At 59.3% G+C, this 16460-nt stretch carries 10 protein-coding genes; 5 read left to right on the top strand and 5 right to left on the bottom strand.

Annotated elements, in window-relative coordinates:
• Nucleotides 1-52: 52 nt before the first annotated feature.
• The 3 genes from ACZ0AZ_RS02750 to ACZ0AZ_RS02740 all read right to left on the bottom strand — a co-directional run bounded on the left by ACZ0AZ_RS02750 (nt 53) and on the right by ACZ0AZ_RS02740 (nt 8974).
• Complete coding sequence (locus ACZ0AZ_RS02750) at nt 53-2782, bottom strand: RHS repeat domain-containing protein (RefSeq protein ID WP_463570971.1); 2730 nt, start codon at nt 2780-2782, stop codon at nt 53-55.
• Entirely contained in the window at nt 2779-7251 is a 4473-nt protein-coding gene (locus ACZ0AZ_RS02745; protein ID WP_463538668.1) for a SpvB/TcaC N-terminal domain-containing protein, read from the bottom strand. Before ACZ0AZ_RS02745 ends, ACZ0AZ_RS02750 begins: the two co-directional genes overlap by 4 nt.
• A gap of 199 nt (nt 7252-7450) precedes the next feature.
• Nucleotides 7451-8974, bottom strand: coding sequence for a fumarate hydratase (locus ACZ0AZ_RS02740; protein ID WP_007916251.1), 1524 nt, complete (start codon nt 8972-8974; stop codon nt 7451-7453).
• A 435-nt stretch (nt 8975-9409) separates the two neighbouring features.
• Here ACZ0AZ_RS02740 and ACZ0AZ_RS02735 point away from each other — a divergent pair, with 435 nt between their 5' ends.
• Genes ACZ0AZ_RS02735 through ACZ0AZ_RS02725 form a run of 3 tightly spaced genes read left to right on the top strand, consistent with a single transcriptional unit; the run spans nt 9410 to nt 12217 of the window.
• Nucleotides 9410-10516: a GGDEF domain-containing protein gene (locus ACZ0AZ_RS02735; RefSeq protein WP_039758249.1), complete on the top strand. Its 1107-nt coding sequence runs from the start codon at nt 9410-9412 to the stop codon at nt 10514-10516.
• Complete coding sequence (locus ACZ0AZ_RS02730; protein WP_463538667.1) at nt 10509-11444, top strand: iron-sulfur-binding ferredoxin reductase; 936 nt, start codon at nt 10509-10511, stop codon at nt 11442-11444. The genes ACZ0AZ_RS02735 and ACZ0AZ_RS02730 overlap by 8 nt, the downstream gene beginning before the upstream one ends.
• A gap of 29 nt (nt 11445-11473) precedes the next feature.
• Nucleotides 11474-12217 (top strand): enoyl-CoA hydratase-related protein, encoded by a 744-nt coding sequence (locus ACZ0AZ_RS02725; RefSeq protein ID WP_129997534.1) that lies wholly within the window; start codon nt 11474-11476, stop codon nt 12215-12217.
• Nucleotides 12218-12354: 137 nt separating this feature from the next.
• Here the strand turns inward: ACZ0AZ_RS02725 and ACZ0AZ_RS02720 are convergent, their stop codons facing one another.
• Nucleotides 12355-13650, bottom strand: coding sequence for a hypothetical protein (locus ACZ0AZ_RS02720; protein WP_129997533.1), 1296 nt, complete (start codon nt 13648-13650; stop codon nt 12355-12357).
• Between the two features lie 200 nt (nt 13651-13850).
• Complete coding sequence (pyk, locus tag ACZ0AZ_RS02715) at nt 13851-15302, bottom strand: pyruvate kinase (protein ID WP_024014116.1); 1452 nt, start codon at nt 15300-15302, stop codon at nt 13851-13853.
• 172 nt (nt 15303-15474) lie between these two features.
• On the opposite strand from pyk, the gene ACZ0AZ_RS02710 reads away from it, so the two are divergent.
• Together ACZ0AZ_RS02710 and ACZ0AZ_RS02705 are read left to right on the top strand one after the other, a co-directional pair.
• Complete coding sequence (locus ACZ0AZ_RS02710; RefSeq protein WP_016773461.1) at nt 15475-15861, top strand: tetratricopeptide repeat protein; 387 nt, start codon at nt 15475-15477, stop codon at nt 15859-15861.
• A gap of 229 nt (nt 15862-16090) precedes the next feature.
• A complete protein-coding gene (locus ACZ0AZ_RS02705; protein WP_129997532.1) occupies nt 16091-16450 on the top strand; it encodes a PilZ domain-containing protein in 360 nt (119 codons plus the stop codon).
• Nucleotides 16451-16460: the final 10 nt, after the last annotated feature.

The raw sequence follows: 16460 nt of genomic DNA, 5'->3' as shown, positions 1-16460 counted from the left end.
TTTATCCAGCCGCAGAGCGAAGATAAACGTGCCAGAAAGTATGCAAACTTTTTTATGCCGCCTTTTGGCCGGTATATTGGCGATATCTGCCAAGCAGCTCGATACCGCGCCTTGCTTCAGCCATCCGTACGGCGATCTCCTTCTCGATCCGATTGCGACTGATTGCGTTGGAGTCCTGGGTTCCGACGCTACCTTTTGCAAGATCCAGGACAAAACCGAATGAGCCCGCTACACCTTGGTCATAAAATTCGTTGACGCCGATTTCGCTGAAAGCTGCATTGATGTCGCTCTGGTCCTGTTCAAGCATGTCGGTAATTGAAACCAGCGCTGTTTCGAGGTTATCAATTTCGATATCTCTCAAACCGGCCAGCGCTGTCGCTGTGTCCAGCCCTGAGTGAACAATGGCCATCATGTCGCTTGCAGCAGGTATCCCTGCAATTTGGCTGAGCGTTTTCTCAGTGGCTGTTTCGATCAGTTTGTTTTGTCCCGCGGAAGTCCTCGGATCATATGATCCGAGTGTTTTTTTCAAATATTTCAGGGGGGTAAAAAAGCCTGTTGTGGCGTTGCTGTGAATGCTGTTCGGGTTCAGTTTTCCGACAGCGGGCAGTACAGGAGTAGAAGCGGTGGTAAGTTCGCCAAATTTGTCCATTGCCGCGCCAGCGACTTTTGAGGCGATAATCCCACCGATTATTGTCCCGCCTATGGGCAGTATTGCCGTCCCGATTGCACCGCCTGCTTTTCCTGCCGCCGTGGTGGCAGCACCTTTACTGATGTTGAAGGTTGTGTTTATGGCCATCCGTTTGGAAATGTCGGCAGCGCTGAACATTCCGTTCAGTTGACGATTGAGCATTTGTAACTCCTTGCCCAAGTTGTCCAGGACTTTCGTGTAGGTCACGATGTCCTCCCTGACATCTTGCGGTAGGTCTTTTTTATTACCGTCGTTATCGATGAACAGGATCGGATTGTTGCCGACGAAACCATACAGATTGAGTCCATCCACATCCCCCGCCGGATCTGCGCTGACCCAGCGTTGCAGCCACGGCGCGTAATAGCGGGCGCCGTAATAATACAAACCGCTGACATCCATTTCCTTGCCGGAGTAACGAATGAAGCGGTACTCGGTTTCTGATTCCGGCTTCGTCCAGGCGGTTTCGCCGAACGGGTAATAGCCTTCTTCGCTGGTGACTGTCACGTCTTCATCCAGCTCCATCACGCACGAACCCAGATGATCTTGCAGGCTGTAGCGCAGTTGGTCGTTAGTAGTGGGGGGCGTTGTTACCCAATGCAGGCAACGTGCATCGCCCGCGCTGACGATGTGCAGTTCTTCGCCATTGTCTTTGCTGCGAATTTCAAGGCCCGGCAGGTAGCGGACCTGATGGAAATGTCGCCTGTTTTGAGTAAACCACTCGTGACACTTGAAGACCCGCTGACCTTGGCTGTAGCGATAGTACTCGGCGTCGCTATCGCCGTTTTCGTGGGAAAGCAGGTTTACCCTTTGCAACTCGTCCCGGGCATTCCACTGCAACGCCGGCCCATGCTGGAGATTCCGCTGATTGCCGTGAAGGTCAAACAAGGCGTCGAAGTCCGGATCCGCATCACCCGGTTTCCAGCGCGCAGCACGATTGCTGTGGGAATCGACGAACATTTGCCGCGTATAGGTGTTGCCCTCACGTACATGGGTCAACTTGAGCAGGTTACCGCCGTTGTCGTAGCTGTAGGTCTGGCTGTAATTGAGGCGGTTTTTCGGATCGCTCGGAGCCGGCAAGCCAGGAATTTGCGAAGGCGGCGCATCGTCGTAGCCGGTGGCGCGAATCAGGCGGTACAGCGTGTCGTAGCCGAATTCGCGATGGCCGTCGACCCGCTGGTTGGCGAACCACGACGGCGTGAAGGCGTGATCCTCGATGCGGGTGACATTGCCGACACGGTCGTAGAAATATTCCAGGTCCTGCAGGCGGGACTTCTCCGGGGGCTGACTGGTCAGGGTACGCAAGCGTCCATCGGCGCGGTCGTAGGTCCAATGGCTGCGTACCCCGTTGCCGGCCACTTGCTCGATGATCTGGTCACTGGCGTTGTAGTGTGTGTCCAGCAATACCGGTTTGCGCACTTGGCCATCGATACACAGATCCACCCGCCGCAGCTGTCCCGCAAGGCCATAGCAAAATTGTCGGCGATGTCCGCCGGCATCGATCTGCTCCAGCAGGGCGCCCAGCGGGCTGAATACCTGCCGGCTGGTGAATGCTGCGTCGTCATGAAATGTGCGGGTTTCGATCAATGACGGGCCGACGAGGGCATGGCTGGATATTCCCAGCGACCCTGAACTGTCGGTTTGCTCGATCAACTGGCCGCGCAGGTTGTGGCTGGCGCTGACCTCACCACCGGCATAGGTGAAGGTGTCGGTCTGGTCCTCACCGTTTCCAGTGACCTGCAATCTGACCACGCGCATTTGATTGTCGAAGGTCGATTGCCAGTGATGGCCGCGTGCGTCCCAACGCTGTCGTGGTTCACTGGCCAGCCCCGGCAATATCAGGCGCCATCCGCCATCAACGCTGTCGGTGAATAGCGCATCGCCGTTAAGCGTGTAGACGGTGGTGGCGTTGGCAACCGGCAAGCGCGGATCGTGCTGCGCCACCAGACGCCCGGCCACATCGTGCTCCTGAGCGGTCACGATAGCGCTGGCTGCGCCATTTGCGGCCGAGCGCAAATAAGCGACCTGACGGATCGGCAAGCCTCGGCCGTCAATCACCGCCAGGGCCGGCGTGCGCCAATGCAACGAGGCGGTCATGCGCCTGACTCTCTCGAATGCACCACCTCTTCGGCAGTGTCGTTGAAGTCCTCGCTGATGGTGAACCAGGGATGGCAAGTCGTTCTGGCGAAGTCTTCTTTGGCGTTGATCAGTTTGATCAGACGCCCCAGCGCGTCATAAAACAGTTGGTCGAACAGTCCGAGTTTGCGCACTGATTGATTGACGTACCGGTGCGTATTGGCGAAGAACGGCCGGTACTGGCGTATCGGCAAACCCTTGTTGTTGTACTCGACGCGTTCGCTGATGCGCCAGCGCCTTTGCGCCAGTTGCTCGCCCTCCTCGATAAGCAACTCACCGTTTTCGTCTACGGTGTAGGCCAGCCCCGGGTCAACCTCTTGCAGGGTTTGAAGAATACGACCGAAGCCGTCGACGCAGGTTTTGACAATCTGGACCTGCACGTCGGGGTCGTCGGGGTAGCGGTCAGCGCTGAGCATCACGGTGTGCACGGGCTCGCGATAAGCAGCATCGATAGCGTTGAGCAACAGTTGATCGTCGGGTGTCAGGTCTTTGCCTTCGGCCAGGCGCTGCCGTGCGCTGGCGCGTATGTGTCCGCCGGGCAACAGGTCGCCTTGCCTGATCGATCGGGTTTGCAGGGTGGAGGCGGGGATCCGGCCCATCCAGCTGAACAGGTTCTTGTGCAGGGTACTCGCTGCTTTTTGTACGGTTAAATATGGATTCTGGATGGCGTATTCCGCACTGGTGTCCGGTTTTGTCCAGCCGGTCAGCTCATGGAATCCGGCGTCTTTACCGTTTTCCGTACCGTAGAAGCTGGTGACCAACGGCTGACCTGACGGCTCGTAGATGACTTCTTCGATATTTTCATTAGCGTCAATGAGTCGCTTGGGTTTGAGTGCGTGGTAATCGAACTCCGCCACGCGAGTAATACAACCGTCAGGCAGCTCCATGCGAACGACAGTCAGGTAGTGTTGATCGTATTCGGCTTTGGTCACTCCATGGCTTTGCGTTTCGTTGAACTCAAGTATTTTGTAGAACGCCAGAAGGTTGCCATATCGCGCGAAGTTGAACCGCGCCGACCAGAGGTTTTTGTCTGCGCTGGGCATTGCCTCGAACATCGGCTGCATGTCTTTGTAGCCAATGTCCTCCAGGGCTTTAGTGATATCGAACTCCGGCACCATGCTGTAAGCGTCCAGCGCGGTCTTGTCCAGCAGCGCCAGCTCCAAAGAAAATCGCAAGGCTTCGAAACCGGCGACGCCGTCCTCCAGCTCCAGGCCTTCTATATCCACATAGCGCTGGACAGATTGCGACGTCAGGACCCGTTCGTTATTCCACTGTGTTGAATCCTGATGCGCTCGCAGCGTTTCGAAAGACACCTGAGCGGGGTTCAGCCCTGTGGGCAAGGTACCTTTGCGCAATTTCAGCGCATTGCTCCGTTCCTGATAAGGCAGGCCCAATCGCCACTGCTGCGGCCCGGTCAGGTTGATCAGGCGCGCACGGGTTTCACTGATGTAAAACCATTGCTGCGCGTCGTCATGGGCGTCGCACCACCATTGATTCAGGTGGTCCTCGGTGAAGGGTGGCGGACTGTCGGCCGTCAGCCGTCGCGCGTAGCTCACCGAGAGTGCATGGGTCACGGCAGCAAAAGCGTCCCAGCGCAGAGTCACATCGTGGCGGCATAGCGGGTCATTGATAAAACCATCGTACTGATAACTGATGGTTTCCACCTGCAGCGGCAGCAGAACGGCCGCGGCATATTGCCCCTGCGGCTGCACTTCGCGCACCAGATAGCGTGTCTCTTGAACCGAGTACAGTTGGGGTTCGTCGGGTGGCCGGGCATCGGCCTGGTAGGCATAGGTTTCCGTACGGGCCACCGAGCCGACCAGTGCCTGGGCGATGCGATAGCGACTATAGGCATCCTCCGGGGTAATGGGTTCATCGATTTCACCTTTGGGGTGGTAACGACTGAACAGGGTTTCGCCCAATGGGTAAGCGTCCACATCCGCGCTGAAGTAATCGTCGCGTGGGCGATTCATGTCTTGCCCGTTGTGAAACCAGATGCGGGTCTGCGCCGGCTCGCTGAAGCCAGGCTCTGAAGGCCCCGTGGCCCTTTCGCAATCGAGTTGTTGCAAGTAGCCGAAACCGCGAAATTCGCGTTCCCTGCCGTCGTAAAATCCCTCTCGCCATTCAAATAACTGGGTCAACCGGACGTTGGTGATCTCATCGTGCTGCTCCTGCTTTTTCACCACGGCCAGCGGAAACGGCAAATGACACACCGGGGCGCGCCCCAGTGTCAGGAGACGGGCCTTTTCATCCAGCCACTCCTGTGCCGAGCTGCGATAAGTCACGCTGGAGCAACAGCCCATATTGTTATTGCTGCTGGCCAACAGATAAGGTTTGTTCGCAACGAAATCGTAGCGCCAGTGCCTCGGCTTCATATGCGGTACCGTCAGAATCAGGCTGGCGCAACCCAGGCCCTGCAGATCGGCAAAGCTGACCTGGCACAAACGGTCGTAACGCACCCCTTCCGGCCACGGCACGCTGACAGGAATTTGCTCCAGACCGTTGCCGCCACGGTTGAGATAGATCTCGAATGTGTCGGATTTCAGATAGATCAGCGCCGGCGCGCCAGAACCGTCGAGGTCGGCGAGGCGCACTCGCGAAGCGTCGAATTCTTCGTAGGTGAAGGGCAGGGCGCTGATCTTGCGTCCTTTGCCGAATTTGCCGTGGCCGAAATTCGGCCAGCAGCGGACCTCGTCATGGCGGATACGGCACAGTTCCGGCATATCGCTGCCGAGCAGGTTGCCCAGCAACACCAGCTCTGTGGGCGAGTTGCTGAAGACCGGCAAACGGTCGTCATCATATTCATGGGGTATTTCCTGTGCGGCGGCGAAGCCTTTTTCCCGCAGGCTGGCATAGAGGCGCACGCGGTCGGGGCTGATGCTCGCCGCTGACATCAGCCCGTCCCCGCTGAAATCCCCCATGGTCAAAGACAGATCCTGGTGCTCTCTGGGAAACTTGTCGAACGCGCTGAACAGTTCGAATTGCCGCTGCGCATTCAGCGCATGAAACCCGCAGTAACCCAACCGTGCGATGATCAGGTCCAGACGCCCGTCACCGGTCAGGTCGAGCAGTTGCGCCACGGCGCGGTTTCGATTCGCGAGCGGAATTCTGTCCAGCAAGGTCCACGGGCCGTATCCGATCAGCTCGGTACCGGGCGTCGCACGCACCGGTTCTCGGTAATAACAGGCGTTGTCGTAGTGGCAGAGAAAACCCGGCACCCCTTCGCCATACAGATCGACGCATTGGTAGAACCCGCCGTCTTCGATGCCCGGTTGGTTCTGGTTTTCCAGCAGGGGCGCAGGCGTTTTGCTGATTTCGAAGGGGGCGTACTCGAACTCTACCGGCGGTGAATGCTCGACATTGCCTTCAGCATCGAAGGCCTGATAGTGCGCTGCGCTGATCTGGCTGTAAGCCCACTGTGCGATGTTCTGGATCGGCCGGTATTCCAGCAGCAATCGACGTGCGAGCTTCGCTTCTGTCGCCAGACCCTTAGGGAAATGATGAAACATCAGCACCTGCTGGCAAAGCCTGCGTGTGCCCAGTTCAAAACCCTGACCATAGGTTGAAAACCGGTCCTGTCGTACCCGCCACCGGGTTTCTTCATCGTAGGTCGGGATCTGCGTCAGTGAGTCGCTGCGCTCGCCATAATCGAACAACAGTTGAAAATGCCACGCCAAATCCGTCGGCCTGTCGAAGTCCCAGCTGTAAAGGCGGTCGCTCGCCGTGGCATTGCCATGACACACCCGTCGCAGATAACGCTGGGCGTGGTAATCGTGAATCGCGTCCTGTTCGTCCGGCTGATCGTCTGCCTTGTATTCGTAGCAGATGTGTTCGCCATGCGCGTTCATGCTTTCGCACAGCAGCCAGCTGCTGACGCGCAAAGGGTCGGCGGGGTCGGCGCGGCGTGAAGCGGCGGTTTTGCCGTAGACATGCAATGTGCCATCGGCGCCGTGCACCAGCCAGAAGGGCGCTCCGCCGTCGGCCGGATGCCAGCATTCGCGCAGGGAAAAATCACTTTCGATCCGCGCCCGATAAGACACCACCGTATGCGCCGGAATGGGCCGGTCGCGGTAGGTCGTTTCGCTGCGTGACTTCAGGTTGCCATCGTCATCCAGCTCCGGCATCCATACTTCGCCGTCATGGCCGATGATTTCGTCGTGCTCGGTGTAGCGCGGTACGCCCTTGTTGGTACGTCGGCTGATCTGGCTCAGCCCCGCCAGATTCCAGCCAAGGCCAAACGGGCTGTTACCACTCTGGCTGCTGGATGACAGGAGCATGTGCGGGTCATAGCCACGGCCAGCGGTCGGGATCGGCAGTTCAACCCCGGCTGTGCCCGTCGGACCTACCGCGCTCCAGCTCTTGCCGATAGTCGCAATCGACGAGCTTTTGGCGATGGAGGGAGCGGTGATGCTCAGGTCTTGATCGGGCATGTCGGTTCCATTCGCGGGAAGTGGGCGTTCATGGAATGACGCTAGCAAGAATGGCGGAAAAATGAACCTGTCAGATCTGACAGGTGCGCAAGATCATTTTCTGTGCATTGGCGGGTTGGTTATCGCGATCGGTATCAACCAAAAAAAAACGGCCGGGCATCTTTGCAGATGCACCGGCCGTTTCGATGTGGCGAAAAACTTACTGCACTTCAACCGCCAGGCTTTCGCTGATCTTCTGTTGCCAGATCGCCGGGCCGGTGATGTGTACGGATTCGCCTTTGCTGTCCACCGCGACGGTGACCGGCATGTCCTTGACCTCGAATTCGTAGATCGCTTCCATGCCCAGCTCGGCAAATGCGAGCACCTTGGACTTCTTGATCGCTTGCGCAACCAGGTAGGCGGCGCCGCCGACAGCCATCAGGTACACGGCTTTGTTGTCCTTGATCGCTTCGATCGCGGTCGGGCCGCGCTCGGATTTGCCGATCATGCCCAACAGACCGGTCTGCTCGAGGATCTGACGAGTGAATTTGTCCATCCGCGTTGCGGTGGTCGGGCCCGCCGGGCCAACCACTTCGTCACCGACCGGATCAACCGGGCCGACGTAGTAGATGAAGCGACCCTTGAGGTCGACTGGCAGGGTTTCACCCTTGTTGAGCATCTCTACCATGCGCTTGTGCGCAGCGTCGCGACCGGTGAGCATCTTGCCGTTAAGCAATACGGTTTCACCCGGCTTCCAGCTCTGCACGTCTTCCGGGGTCAGGGTGTCGAGGTTGACGCGACGTGCCGACGGGCCGGCTTCCCAGACGATTTCCGGGTAGGCGTCCAGCGGTGGCGCTTCCAGCGAGGCCGGGCCGGAACCGTCGAGCACGAAGTGCGCGTGACGGGTGGCGGCGCAGTTGGGGATCATGCACACCGGCAGGGAAGCGGCGTGGGTCGGGTAATCCATGATCTTCACGTCGAGCACGGTGGTCAGGCCACCGAGGCCCTGGGCGCCGATGCCCAACTGGTTGACCTTCTCGAACAGCTCCAGGCGCATTTCTTCGATGCGGTTCTGCGGGCCACGGGCCTTGAGCTCGTGGATGTCAATGGATTCCATCAACACTTCCTTGGCCATTACCGCAGCTTTCTCGGCGGTGCCGCCGATGCCGATGCCGAGCATGCCCGGTGGGCACCAGCCGGCGCCCATGGTCGGAACGGTCTTCAGCACCCAGTCGACGATGGAGTCGGACGGGTTGAGCATCGCCATTTTCGACTTGTTCTCGGAGCCGCCGCCTTTGGCCGCCACGTCCACTTCCACGGTGTTGCCCGGGACGATGGAGTAGTGGATGACCGCCGGGGTGTTGTCCTTGGTGTTTTTACGTGCGCCTGCCGGGTCGGCGAGGATGGAGGCACGCAGGACGTTTTCCGGCAGGTTGTAGGCGCGACGCACGCCCTCGTTGATCATGTCGTCCAGGCCCATGGTGGCGCCGTCCCAGCGCACGTCCATGCCGACACGGACGAACACGGTGACGATACCGGTGTCCTGGCAGATCGGACGGTGGCCGGTGGCGCACATGCGCGAGTTGATCAGGATCTGCGCCATGGAGTCACGGGCCGCCGGCGATTCTTCGCGCAGGTAGGCTTCGTGCATCGCCTGGATGAAATCCACGGGGTGGTAATAGGAAATGAACTGCAAGGCGTCGGCAACGCTCTGAATCAGGTCATCTTGCTTGATCACGGTCATGAGTCGCGCTCCTCTAAAACACGATGGGGCAGCTACAAGCTTCTAGCTTCGAGCGGCAAGTTAAAGCACTACGCGGACAGCTTGAGCTTGCCGCTTCAGGCTTGCGGCTTGTAGCTGTCTTTTGTGGCGCGACGCTAAAAAGGCGCGGCAGTATACCGCGGCTCGATCGGCCGTACACGCGCCGGCAGTCATTCATTGCGCCAGCTGCAAGCTTCAAGCATTGAGCGGCAAGTCAAGGCAATACGCGGACAGCTTGAGCTTGCCGCTTGAAGCTCGCGATTTGTAGCTGCCCGTCTGGGCCAGGTGGGCCACACTTTTGACGTCATTTTCCCGGCCCGAAAATCGGTGGTCATTTAGCGACCGGGCCTCTAAAGTGGCATCCGGTCTGTAGAGTAGGACACTCGGTCAGCCTCCTATCGCACGGTGAGTCAACGATTGACCCATAACGCCATTCAACGCCTTTTGCTCAAACGCTTCGCCCTCGCTGCGGCCACCTACGGATTGGCTTTGCTGCTGCTGTGGCTGGCGTTTTTCACCGGGCATTATCAGCAATCGCTCAGTGGCGTGGCCATCGGCAGCTCCCTGGTGGTCATCAGCCAGGCGACCCTCTTCGGACTGTTCTGGAGCGGGCGCAACCAGCGCTTCGCCGACCCCAGCCTGACCGAAGCGCAAGTGCTGATGGGCCTGGGCTGGCAGACGTGGCTGATCGCCCATGTCGACGAGGCACGCGGCGCTTTTCTGGTGTTCTACGTGCTGATCCTGTTGTTCGGCCTGTTCCATCTCACCCGACGCGTGTTCATCCGCTGTGCGCTGCTGGTGTTTTTCAGTTTCTGCGCCATTACCCTGTGGGACGCTTACCACTTCCGCTTGGCCGAACCTGCGCTCGCGGCGTTGCAGGTGTGCATTCTGGCGATGGTGCTGGCGTGGCTGGTGCTCTATGCGCGCTTTGTCCAGGTTTCCCGACAACGTCAGCGCCAGCGCCGCTTTGCCTTGCAGGCGCATCAGGACACCCTGCGCGGGATGATGCGTCAGCTCGAAGATCTGGTGGCCACCGATGAGCTGACCGGGCTGTTCAATCGCCGACACTTCCTGCGCATTGCCTCGCGCGAGCTGAACGCGCTGGACAGCGACGTGATGCACGGCCTGGCGCTGATCGATCTGGACCACTTCAAACGCATCAACGACCTGCACGGCCACGCCGCCGGCGATCAGGTATTGCAAGCGTTTGCCGGGGTGGCGCAAGCGTGCCTGCGCGACGGTGACGTGCTGGCGCGTTATGGTGGCGAGGAATTCGTTGTGCTGGTGCCTGACTGTGACGCCGAACGCCTGACCGCGTGTTGCGAGCGTTTGCGCATCGCCTTCAGCGAGGTGGAATTGATGGGCCTGCAAGTGCGCAACCTGAGCCTGTCGGCGGGCATGACCCTGTTGGCCGTTGGCGATGATCTGGATGAGGCGTTGCAGCGTGCCGATCAGGCGCTGTACCGGGCCAAGCGCGACGGGCGCAATCGCTGTGCCGCCGCGTGGGAGAACGTCGATGCCTGAATTGCGGGTCGGTGATCGGCAGTGGACGGTCGAGGCGGGCAGCAACCTGCTCGATGCGCTCAATCACAACGGCGTCGCCGTGCCCTACAGCTGCCGCGCCGGCAGTTGCCATGCCTGTCTGGTGCAATGCGTTCAAGGCGCACCCACGGATAATCGTCCGGATGCGCTGAGCGCCGAGCAACGCCTGCAAGGCTGGCGGCTGGCCTGCCAATGTCAGGTGAATGAAGATCTGCAGGTGCACACCTTCGATCCCATTGCCGACGGTCGCCCGGCCGTCGTCGAGGCGCTGGACTGGCTCAGCGACAACGTTTTGCGTCTGCGTCTGGTCCCGCAACGGCCACTGCGTTACAGCGCCGGTCAGCATCTGGTGTTGTGGGTCGGCCATGTCGCCCGTCCGTATTCATTGGCAAGCCTGCCGCAAGAAGATCGCTTTCTCGAGTTTCACCTCGATTGCCGCCAGCCCGGCGAATTCATCGATGCCGCACGCAAGCTGCAGATCGGCGACGCGATCCGTCTCGGCGAACTGCGCGGCGGTGCCTTGCATTACGATGCGGACTGGCACGCCCGGCCGCTCTGGCTGCTCGCCGCCGGCACCGGTTTAGGCCCGCTGTTCGGCGTGCTTCGTGAAGCCTTGCGCCAGGATCACCAAGGCGCCATCCGCGTCATTCACCTGGCCCATGACGAACGCGAGCACTATCTGGCCAAACCCCTTGCCGCACTGGCCGCGCAGCGGGAAAATCTCAGTGTCGAGCTGTGGGCAGCGGCCGAGTCGGCCGCCGCTTTGGCGCAACTGCGCCTTGTTTCCCGGCAGACCCTGGCCTTAGTCTGCGGCTCGACGACCAGCGTCGACGCCTTCGCCAAGCGTCTGTACCTGGCCGGATTGCCGCGCAATCAACTGCTGGCCGACGTGTTTGTGAGCCGTGGTTGAGCGCTGATATCTCAGACGCGAGACACGCCATGACCGAAGCCATCCTGCTGGAACGCGAACGCGGTGTGCTGACCCTGCGCTTCAACCGCCCGGACAAGAAAAACGCCCTGACCCGGGCTATGTACAGCCGCCTCGCCGAAGCATTGAAACAGGCCGACGGTGACCTCGAAATCAATGCCGTGCTGATCACTGGCAGCGCCGAGTGCTTCACGGCCGGCAACGACATCGCCGATTTCATCGAGCAACCGCCGAGCGACCTCGACAGCCCGGTGTTTCACTTCATGCTCAATCTGCTCGAATGCCGCAAACCGGTGATCGCCGCCGTGGCCGGTGCCGCGGTGGGGATTGGCACGACACTGTTGCTGCATTGCGATCTGGTCTATGTCAGCCGCGACGCCCGGCTGCGCATGCCATTCGTTAATCTTGGGTTGTGCCCCGAATTCGGTTCCAGCCTGATCCTGCCGCGTTTGCTCGGGCAGGCGAAAGCGGCTGAGTTATTGCTGCTTGGGGAAGGCTTCAACGGCGAACAGGCTGCGCAGTGGGGGATTGCCACCGAAGCGCTGGACAGCGGTGAAGCGACCTTGAGCAAGGCTCGGGAAGTGGCCCTGCGGTTTGATGAATTGCCGGCCGAAGCGGTGCGCATCAGCAAGCAATTGATGCGAGCGCCCGATCGCGAGCTGCTGCGCAAGGTGATCGAGGAGGAGGGCGGGTTGTTCACCCAGCGCCTGCGTTCGCCGGAGGCAGTGGCGGCGTTGAGTGGGTTTTTTCGCTGAATCTTGAGACGCCTTCGCGAGCAGGCTCGCTCCCACAGGAGATTGTATTTCCAATGTGGGGGCGAGCCTGCTCACGAAGGGCGTGACCAGCCAATAGAACTGTCAATCAGGGGCATCCTGGCAATCCCGTCGGCGGATCACTCTATCAATCCACGGCCGACGCATTGCACCCGTTGGCCGTCGACTTGCCGTTGGCCGAGAAACGTCATTTTACCCTCCGCTATTGCAGCCCCCCACCAAATCCCCCTCTCCATGTCGAACACTCGCCAGCCTTTGCCATCCGCAAAACCCGTATCCAATTTGCCGTCATCGATAAATCTGGCAATAACATAGTTAAAACCAGAGGACAGGCGACTCAGCCCGGCAACAAGTATGTGTCCACTGCTCTGGATGGACGCGTCAAGCCATAAGGTGTCAATGCCTTGCAGCCTGCTTAGAAGCGGTTTGCCTGCGTTGAACTGGATGTTGGGTTTGCCGTCGGCTTCCCGGCTGATCAAGACGCCATGGTGGGCACGCTCTGTATATCCGACGGATAACAGTCGCTTATTCGTTTGCCCGATCACTTTCAAGACATTGACGTTCAGCGGGTTTTCTACTGGATCGATCACTTCAAAGCCATCAACGGCGAACGATTCATCGATTTTCCCGGTTGCAGTCAAGCGGTTGAGCACAGCCCGGTAAGGATGATTGCTACGTACACAGCCCGCGAGCACGTACGTCCCATCCTGTTTTGCCAATAGATCGTATAGTTCCGTGTGAGTGAAATCCGGGTGGAGAACATAGGCTATTTCTCCTTCGTTAAATTCAATATCCCGTGTGCCGTCAGGCAAGAGTCGAATGACTGCTGTCGCTACTTTGTTTCCAGCTCGACCTACGGTGGTATGCAATATGATCTTGCCGTCAGGCAGAACGGTCGACCGCTGGCCAGCCGTTTTTGAGTTCGCTGCGTTGAGTAGGTCTTGGTGCGTCTGATGTGCCGCGCCGTCATCCGAGAGGTAAACAGCGACTTTGCCGGTTTTGTTGAATGCCGGATCCAGATTGCCAGCGACGTCGAGACGCACGACTCCTATGGCACGCTTAAGGTTAGCTTGAAAGAAATTGCCGATGAGCAGCAGTTTGCCGTCGTCCTGTTCCACTATTTCCTTAGCAAAGGAGTGCGATCCTTCTCCGTCCTCAAATTGACCGGTTACGTACCCGTTCTGGCCAAATTGAGTGTCGTGTACGCCATTGATATCCAGTCTGATCAGGTAGTAAGCGTTACCGGTCGATTGACCTACGCTTCCGGCGATATAGGTGCGTCCTGATTTGTCGACCATCAAACCTCTCAGGACAAGATTTCCTGAAACGTAGGGAGGTTTTTCTGGAATGGCAACGCCTTGATTGCCAAACGTCGGGTCGAAATTACCTGGCGAGATGTTTGCCGCAACGTCCATCTTCAATCCTCCCTGGGCACGAGTCGTGTCCAGTCTTGAGCGGTTGGCTGGTAAAGTTGCACGCTAATCAGGAATGGTTCTCGCGGCAACTGACAGAACTGACAGTTGACGCTCTCCGAAAATTGGTTTTCAGCGACATGCAGACAACAAAAAGCCCCGCCAGTCACCTGGCGGGGCTTTTGCGTTCAGCTGCCGGTCACTCAGACCTGGGGGTCGCCGACATGCAGGATCTTCATGCCATTGGTGCCACCAGTGGTGTGGTAGCTGTCGCCCTTGGTCAGGATGACCCAGTCGCCTTTTTCCACGACGCCGCGCTTGGTCAGCTCATCGATAGCTTTCTGGCTGACTTCGTGCGGTTCCAGCGAGGCCGGGTCGAACGGTATGGTGTAGACGCCACGGAACATCGCCGCGCGGGCCTGGGCTTCGCGGTGCGGAGTGAACGCGTAGATCGGCACCGAGGAGCGGATACGCGACATGATCAGCGGGGTGAAGCCGCTTTCAGTCAGCGCGATGATCGCTTTGACGCCCGGGAAGTGGTTGGCGGTGTACATGGTCGCCAGCGCAATGCTCTCGTCGCAGCGGCTGAATTCCTTGCCGATACGGTGGCTGGAGGTCTTGCCAGTCGGGTGCTTCTCGGCGCCGACGCAGATGCGCGCCATGGCCTGTACGGCTTCCAGTGGGTACAGACCGGCGGCGGATTCGGCCGAGAGCATGACGGCGTCGGTGTAGTCGAGCACGGCGTTGGCCACGTCGGACACTTCGGCGCGCGTCGGCATCGGATTCTGGATCATCGACTCCATCATCTGCGTCGCGACGATCACGGCCTTGTTGTGGCGACGTGCGTGCAGAATGATTTTCTTCTGGATGCCCACCAGTTCGGCGTCGCCGATTTCCACACCGAGGTCGCCACGGGCCACCATCACCGCATCGGAGGCCTTGATCAGGCCGTCGAGGGTTTCGTCGTCGGCCACGGCTTCGGCGCGTTCGATCTTCGCCACCAGCCAGGCAGTGCCGCCGGCCTCGTCGCGCAGTTGACGGGCGTATTCCATGTCGGCGGCGTCACGCGGGAAGGACACCGCGAGGTAGTCGACTTCCATTTCGGCGGCGAGCTTGATGTCGGCCTTGTCTTTTTCGGTCAGGGCTGGAGCGGTCAGACCGCCACCGCGACGGTTGATGCCTTTGTGGTCGGACAGCGGGCCGCCGATGGTCACGACGCAATGCAGTTCGGTGGCGGTGGCGGTTTCAACACGCATCACCACGCGGCCGTCGTCGAGCAGCAACTCGTCGCCTACGCCGCAGTCTTTGACCAGATCCGGGTAGTCGATGCCGACTACCTGCTGGTTGCCTTCGGTCAACGGATGGCTGGTGGAGAAGGTGAACTTGTCACCGATCTTCAGCTCGATCTTCTTGTTGGCGAATTTGGCGATACGGATTTTCGGGCCTTGCAGGTCGCCGAGCAGGGCGACGAAGCGGCCGTGCTTGGCCGCGAGGTCACGCACCAGTTTCGCGCGAGCCTTGTGCTCGTCGGGGGTGCCGTGGGAGAAGTTCAGACGGGCAACGTCCAGGCCAGCCAGAATCAGCTGTTCGAGAACTTCCGGCGAGTTACTGGCCGGGCCAAGGGTAGCGACGATTTTGGTACGACGGACGGACATGCAAAGACTCCTGAGTTCAAGCGCAGGCAGAGGCTACTATGCTCGAAGGGTGTAGTCATTGTTCGAATGCACTACTTATCGTTTTCTTTATTGAACGCGGCAACTTTGCGCTCAGCGCGCCTGAAGATTTCCGACCAGGGGTCGATACAGAGCACAAGACAGGAGAACCCTCATGCGATTGTTGCCCATTGCCGCCCTTGCCCTCAGCGTCCTCGCCGCGACGGGTTGCACCCGTTGGTCGATGAACCATCATTTGAACAACGCCTACAGCGCCTATGAACGTGGCAATTGCGAGCAGGTCATGCTCGAACTGTCCAAGGTCGAACGCGCCAGCCGCGCCCGCCCGTATGTGTGGCCGGAAGTGTCGATGATGCGTGGCCAGTGCCTGGAACGGCAGAAGCTGTACATCGACGCGGTGCAGACCTACCAGTTCATCATCGCCTCATACCCGAACAGCGAATACGCCTACCGCGCCCGCGCACGTCTGGAAACCCTGCAGAGCCTGGGCCATTACCCGACACGCAGCGCCGCTGCGGTGGTGCGGCCGACACGCTTCTGACGGCGTTGTCGTACAAAATCTGGCCCTCTGTACAAGCTCCGCTATAGTCAAGGAAACCGCTTGCGAGCCTTGTTTCGACGGCGGCGCAACACCTGCGACTGGCCGTGGTAAAGGTGACGGCGCTATGCGAGCGTCACACCGGAAGCGGGGAGAGCGGGCCTGCCGCACAGGTTCGTTCCGAAGCACAGGTGCGGCTCCTTGCGGAGCCCTGCATGGCGAACAGCACATCATGTTTACCGACCGCCGGATCGAACGGCACCAATTGCCGTATTACCTCAGAGTCTTCAACAGCGTCACCGACAAACCTGTCGGCTTTCTCGGCAATGTGTCGGCGGACGGGCTGATGCTGATCAGCCAGTTGCCGATGATGGTTGGGGTGGATTTCCAGTTACGCCTCAAGGTCCCCGCCCGCGATGGCAGCCAGCAAGTGATCGATTTCAGCGCCTGCTGCGTGTGGTGCCATGAAGACGCCACCCCGTTGCATTACGACGCCGGTTTCATCCTGCGGCACGCGCCGGCGGAGTTTGGCCAACTGGTGTTGGCGTTGCAGCGCTACTTCAGTTTTCAACCGCTGCCGGCATCGGCTTGATTAGATTCCC

The sequence above is a fragment of the Pseudomonas sp. AC239 genome (assembly GCF_979258545.1).
Note: the sequence above shows the minus strand (reverse complement) of the source record. Positions and strands in the feature narration are given on the sequence as shown.

Bases quoted from the DNA above. Each gene is read 5' to 3' on its own strand.
- ACZ0AZ_RS02750 (WP_463570971.1), bottom strand. From the start codon at position 2,782: ATGACCGCCTCGTTGCATTGGCGCACGCCGGCCCTGGCGGTGATTGAC.
- ACZ0AZ_RS02745 (WP_463538668.1), bottom strand. From the start codon at position 7,251: ATGCCCGATCAAGACCTGAGCATCACCGCTCCCTCCATCGCCAAAAGC.
- ACZ0AZ_RS02740 (WP_007916251.1), bottom strand. From the start codon at position 8,974: ATGACCGTGATCAAGCAAGATGACCTGATTCAGAGCGTTGCCGACGCC.
- ACZ0AZ_RS02730 (WP_463538667.1), top strand. From the start codon at position 10,509: ATGCCTGAATTGCGGGTCGGTGATCGGCAGTGGACGGTCGAGGCGGGC.
- ACZ0AZ_RS02725 (WP_129997534.1), top strand. From the start codon at position 11,474: ATGACCGAAGCCATCCTGCTGGAACGCGAACGCGGTGTGCTGACCCTG.
- ACZ0AZ_RS02720 (WP_129997533.1), bottom strand. From the start codon at position 13,650: ATGGACGTTGCGGCAAACATCTCGCCAGGTAATTTCGACCCGACGTTT.
- pyk (WP_024014116.1), bottom strand. From the start codon at position 15,302: ATGTCCGTCCGTCGTACCAAAATCGTCGCTACCCTTGGCCCGGCCAGT.
- ACZ0AZ_RS02710 (WP_016773461.1), top strand. From the start codon at position 15,475: ATGCGATTGTTGCCCATTGCCGCCCTTGCCCTCAGCGTCCTCGCCGCG.
- ACZ0AZ_RS02705 (WP_129997532.1), top strand. From the start codon at position 16,091: ATGTTTACCGACCGCCGGATCGAACGGCACCAATTGCCGTATTACCTC.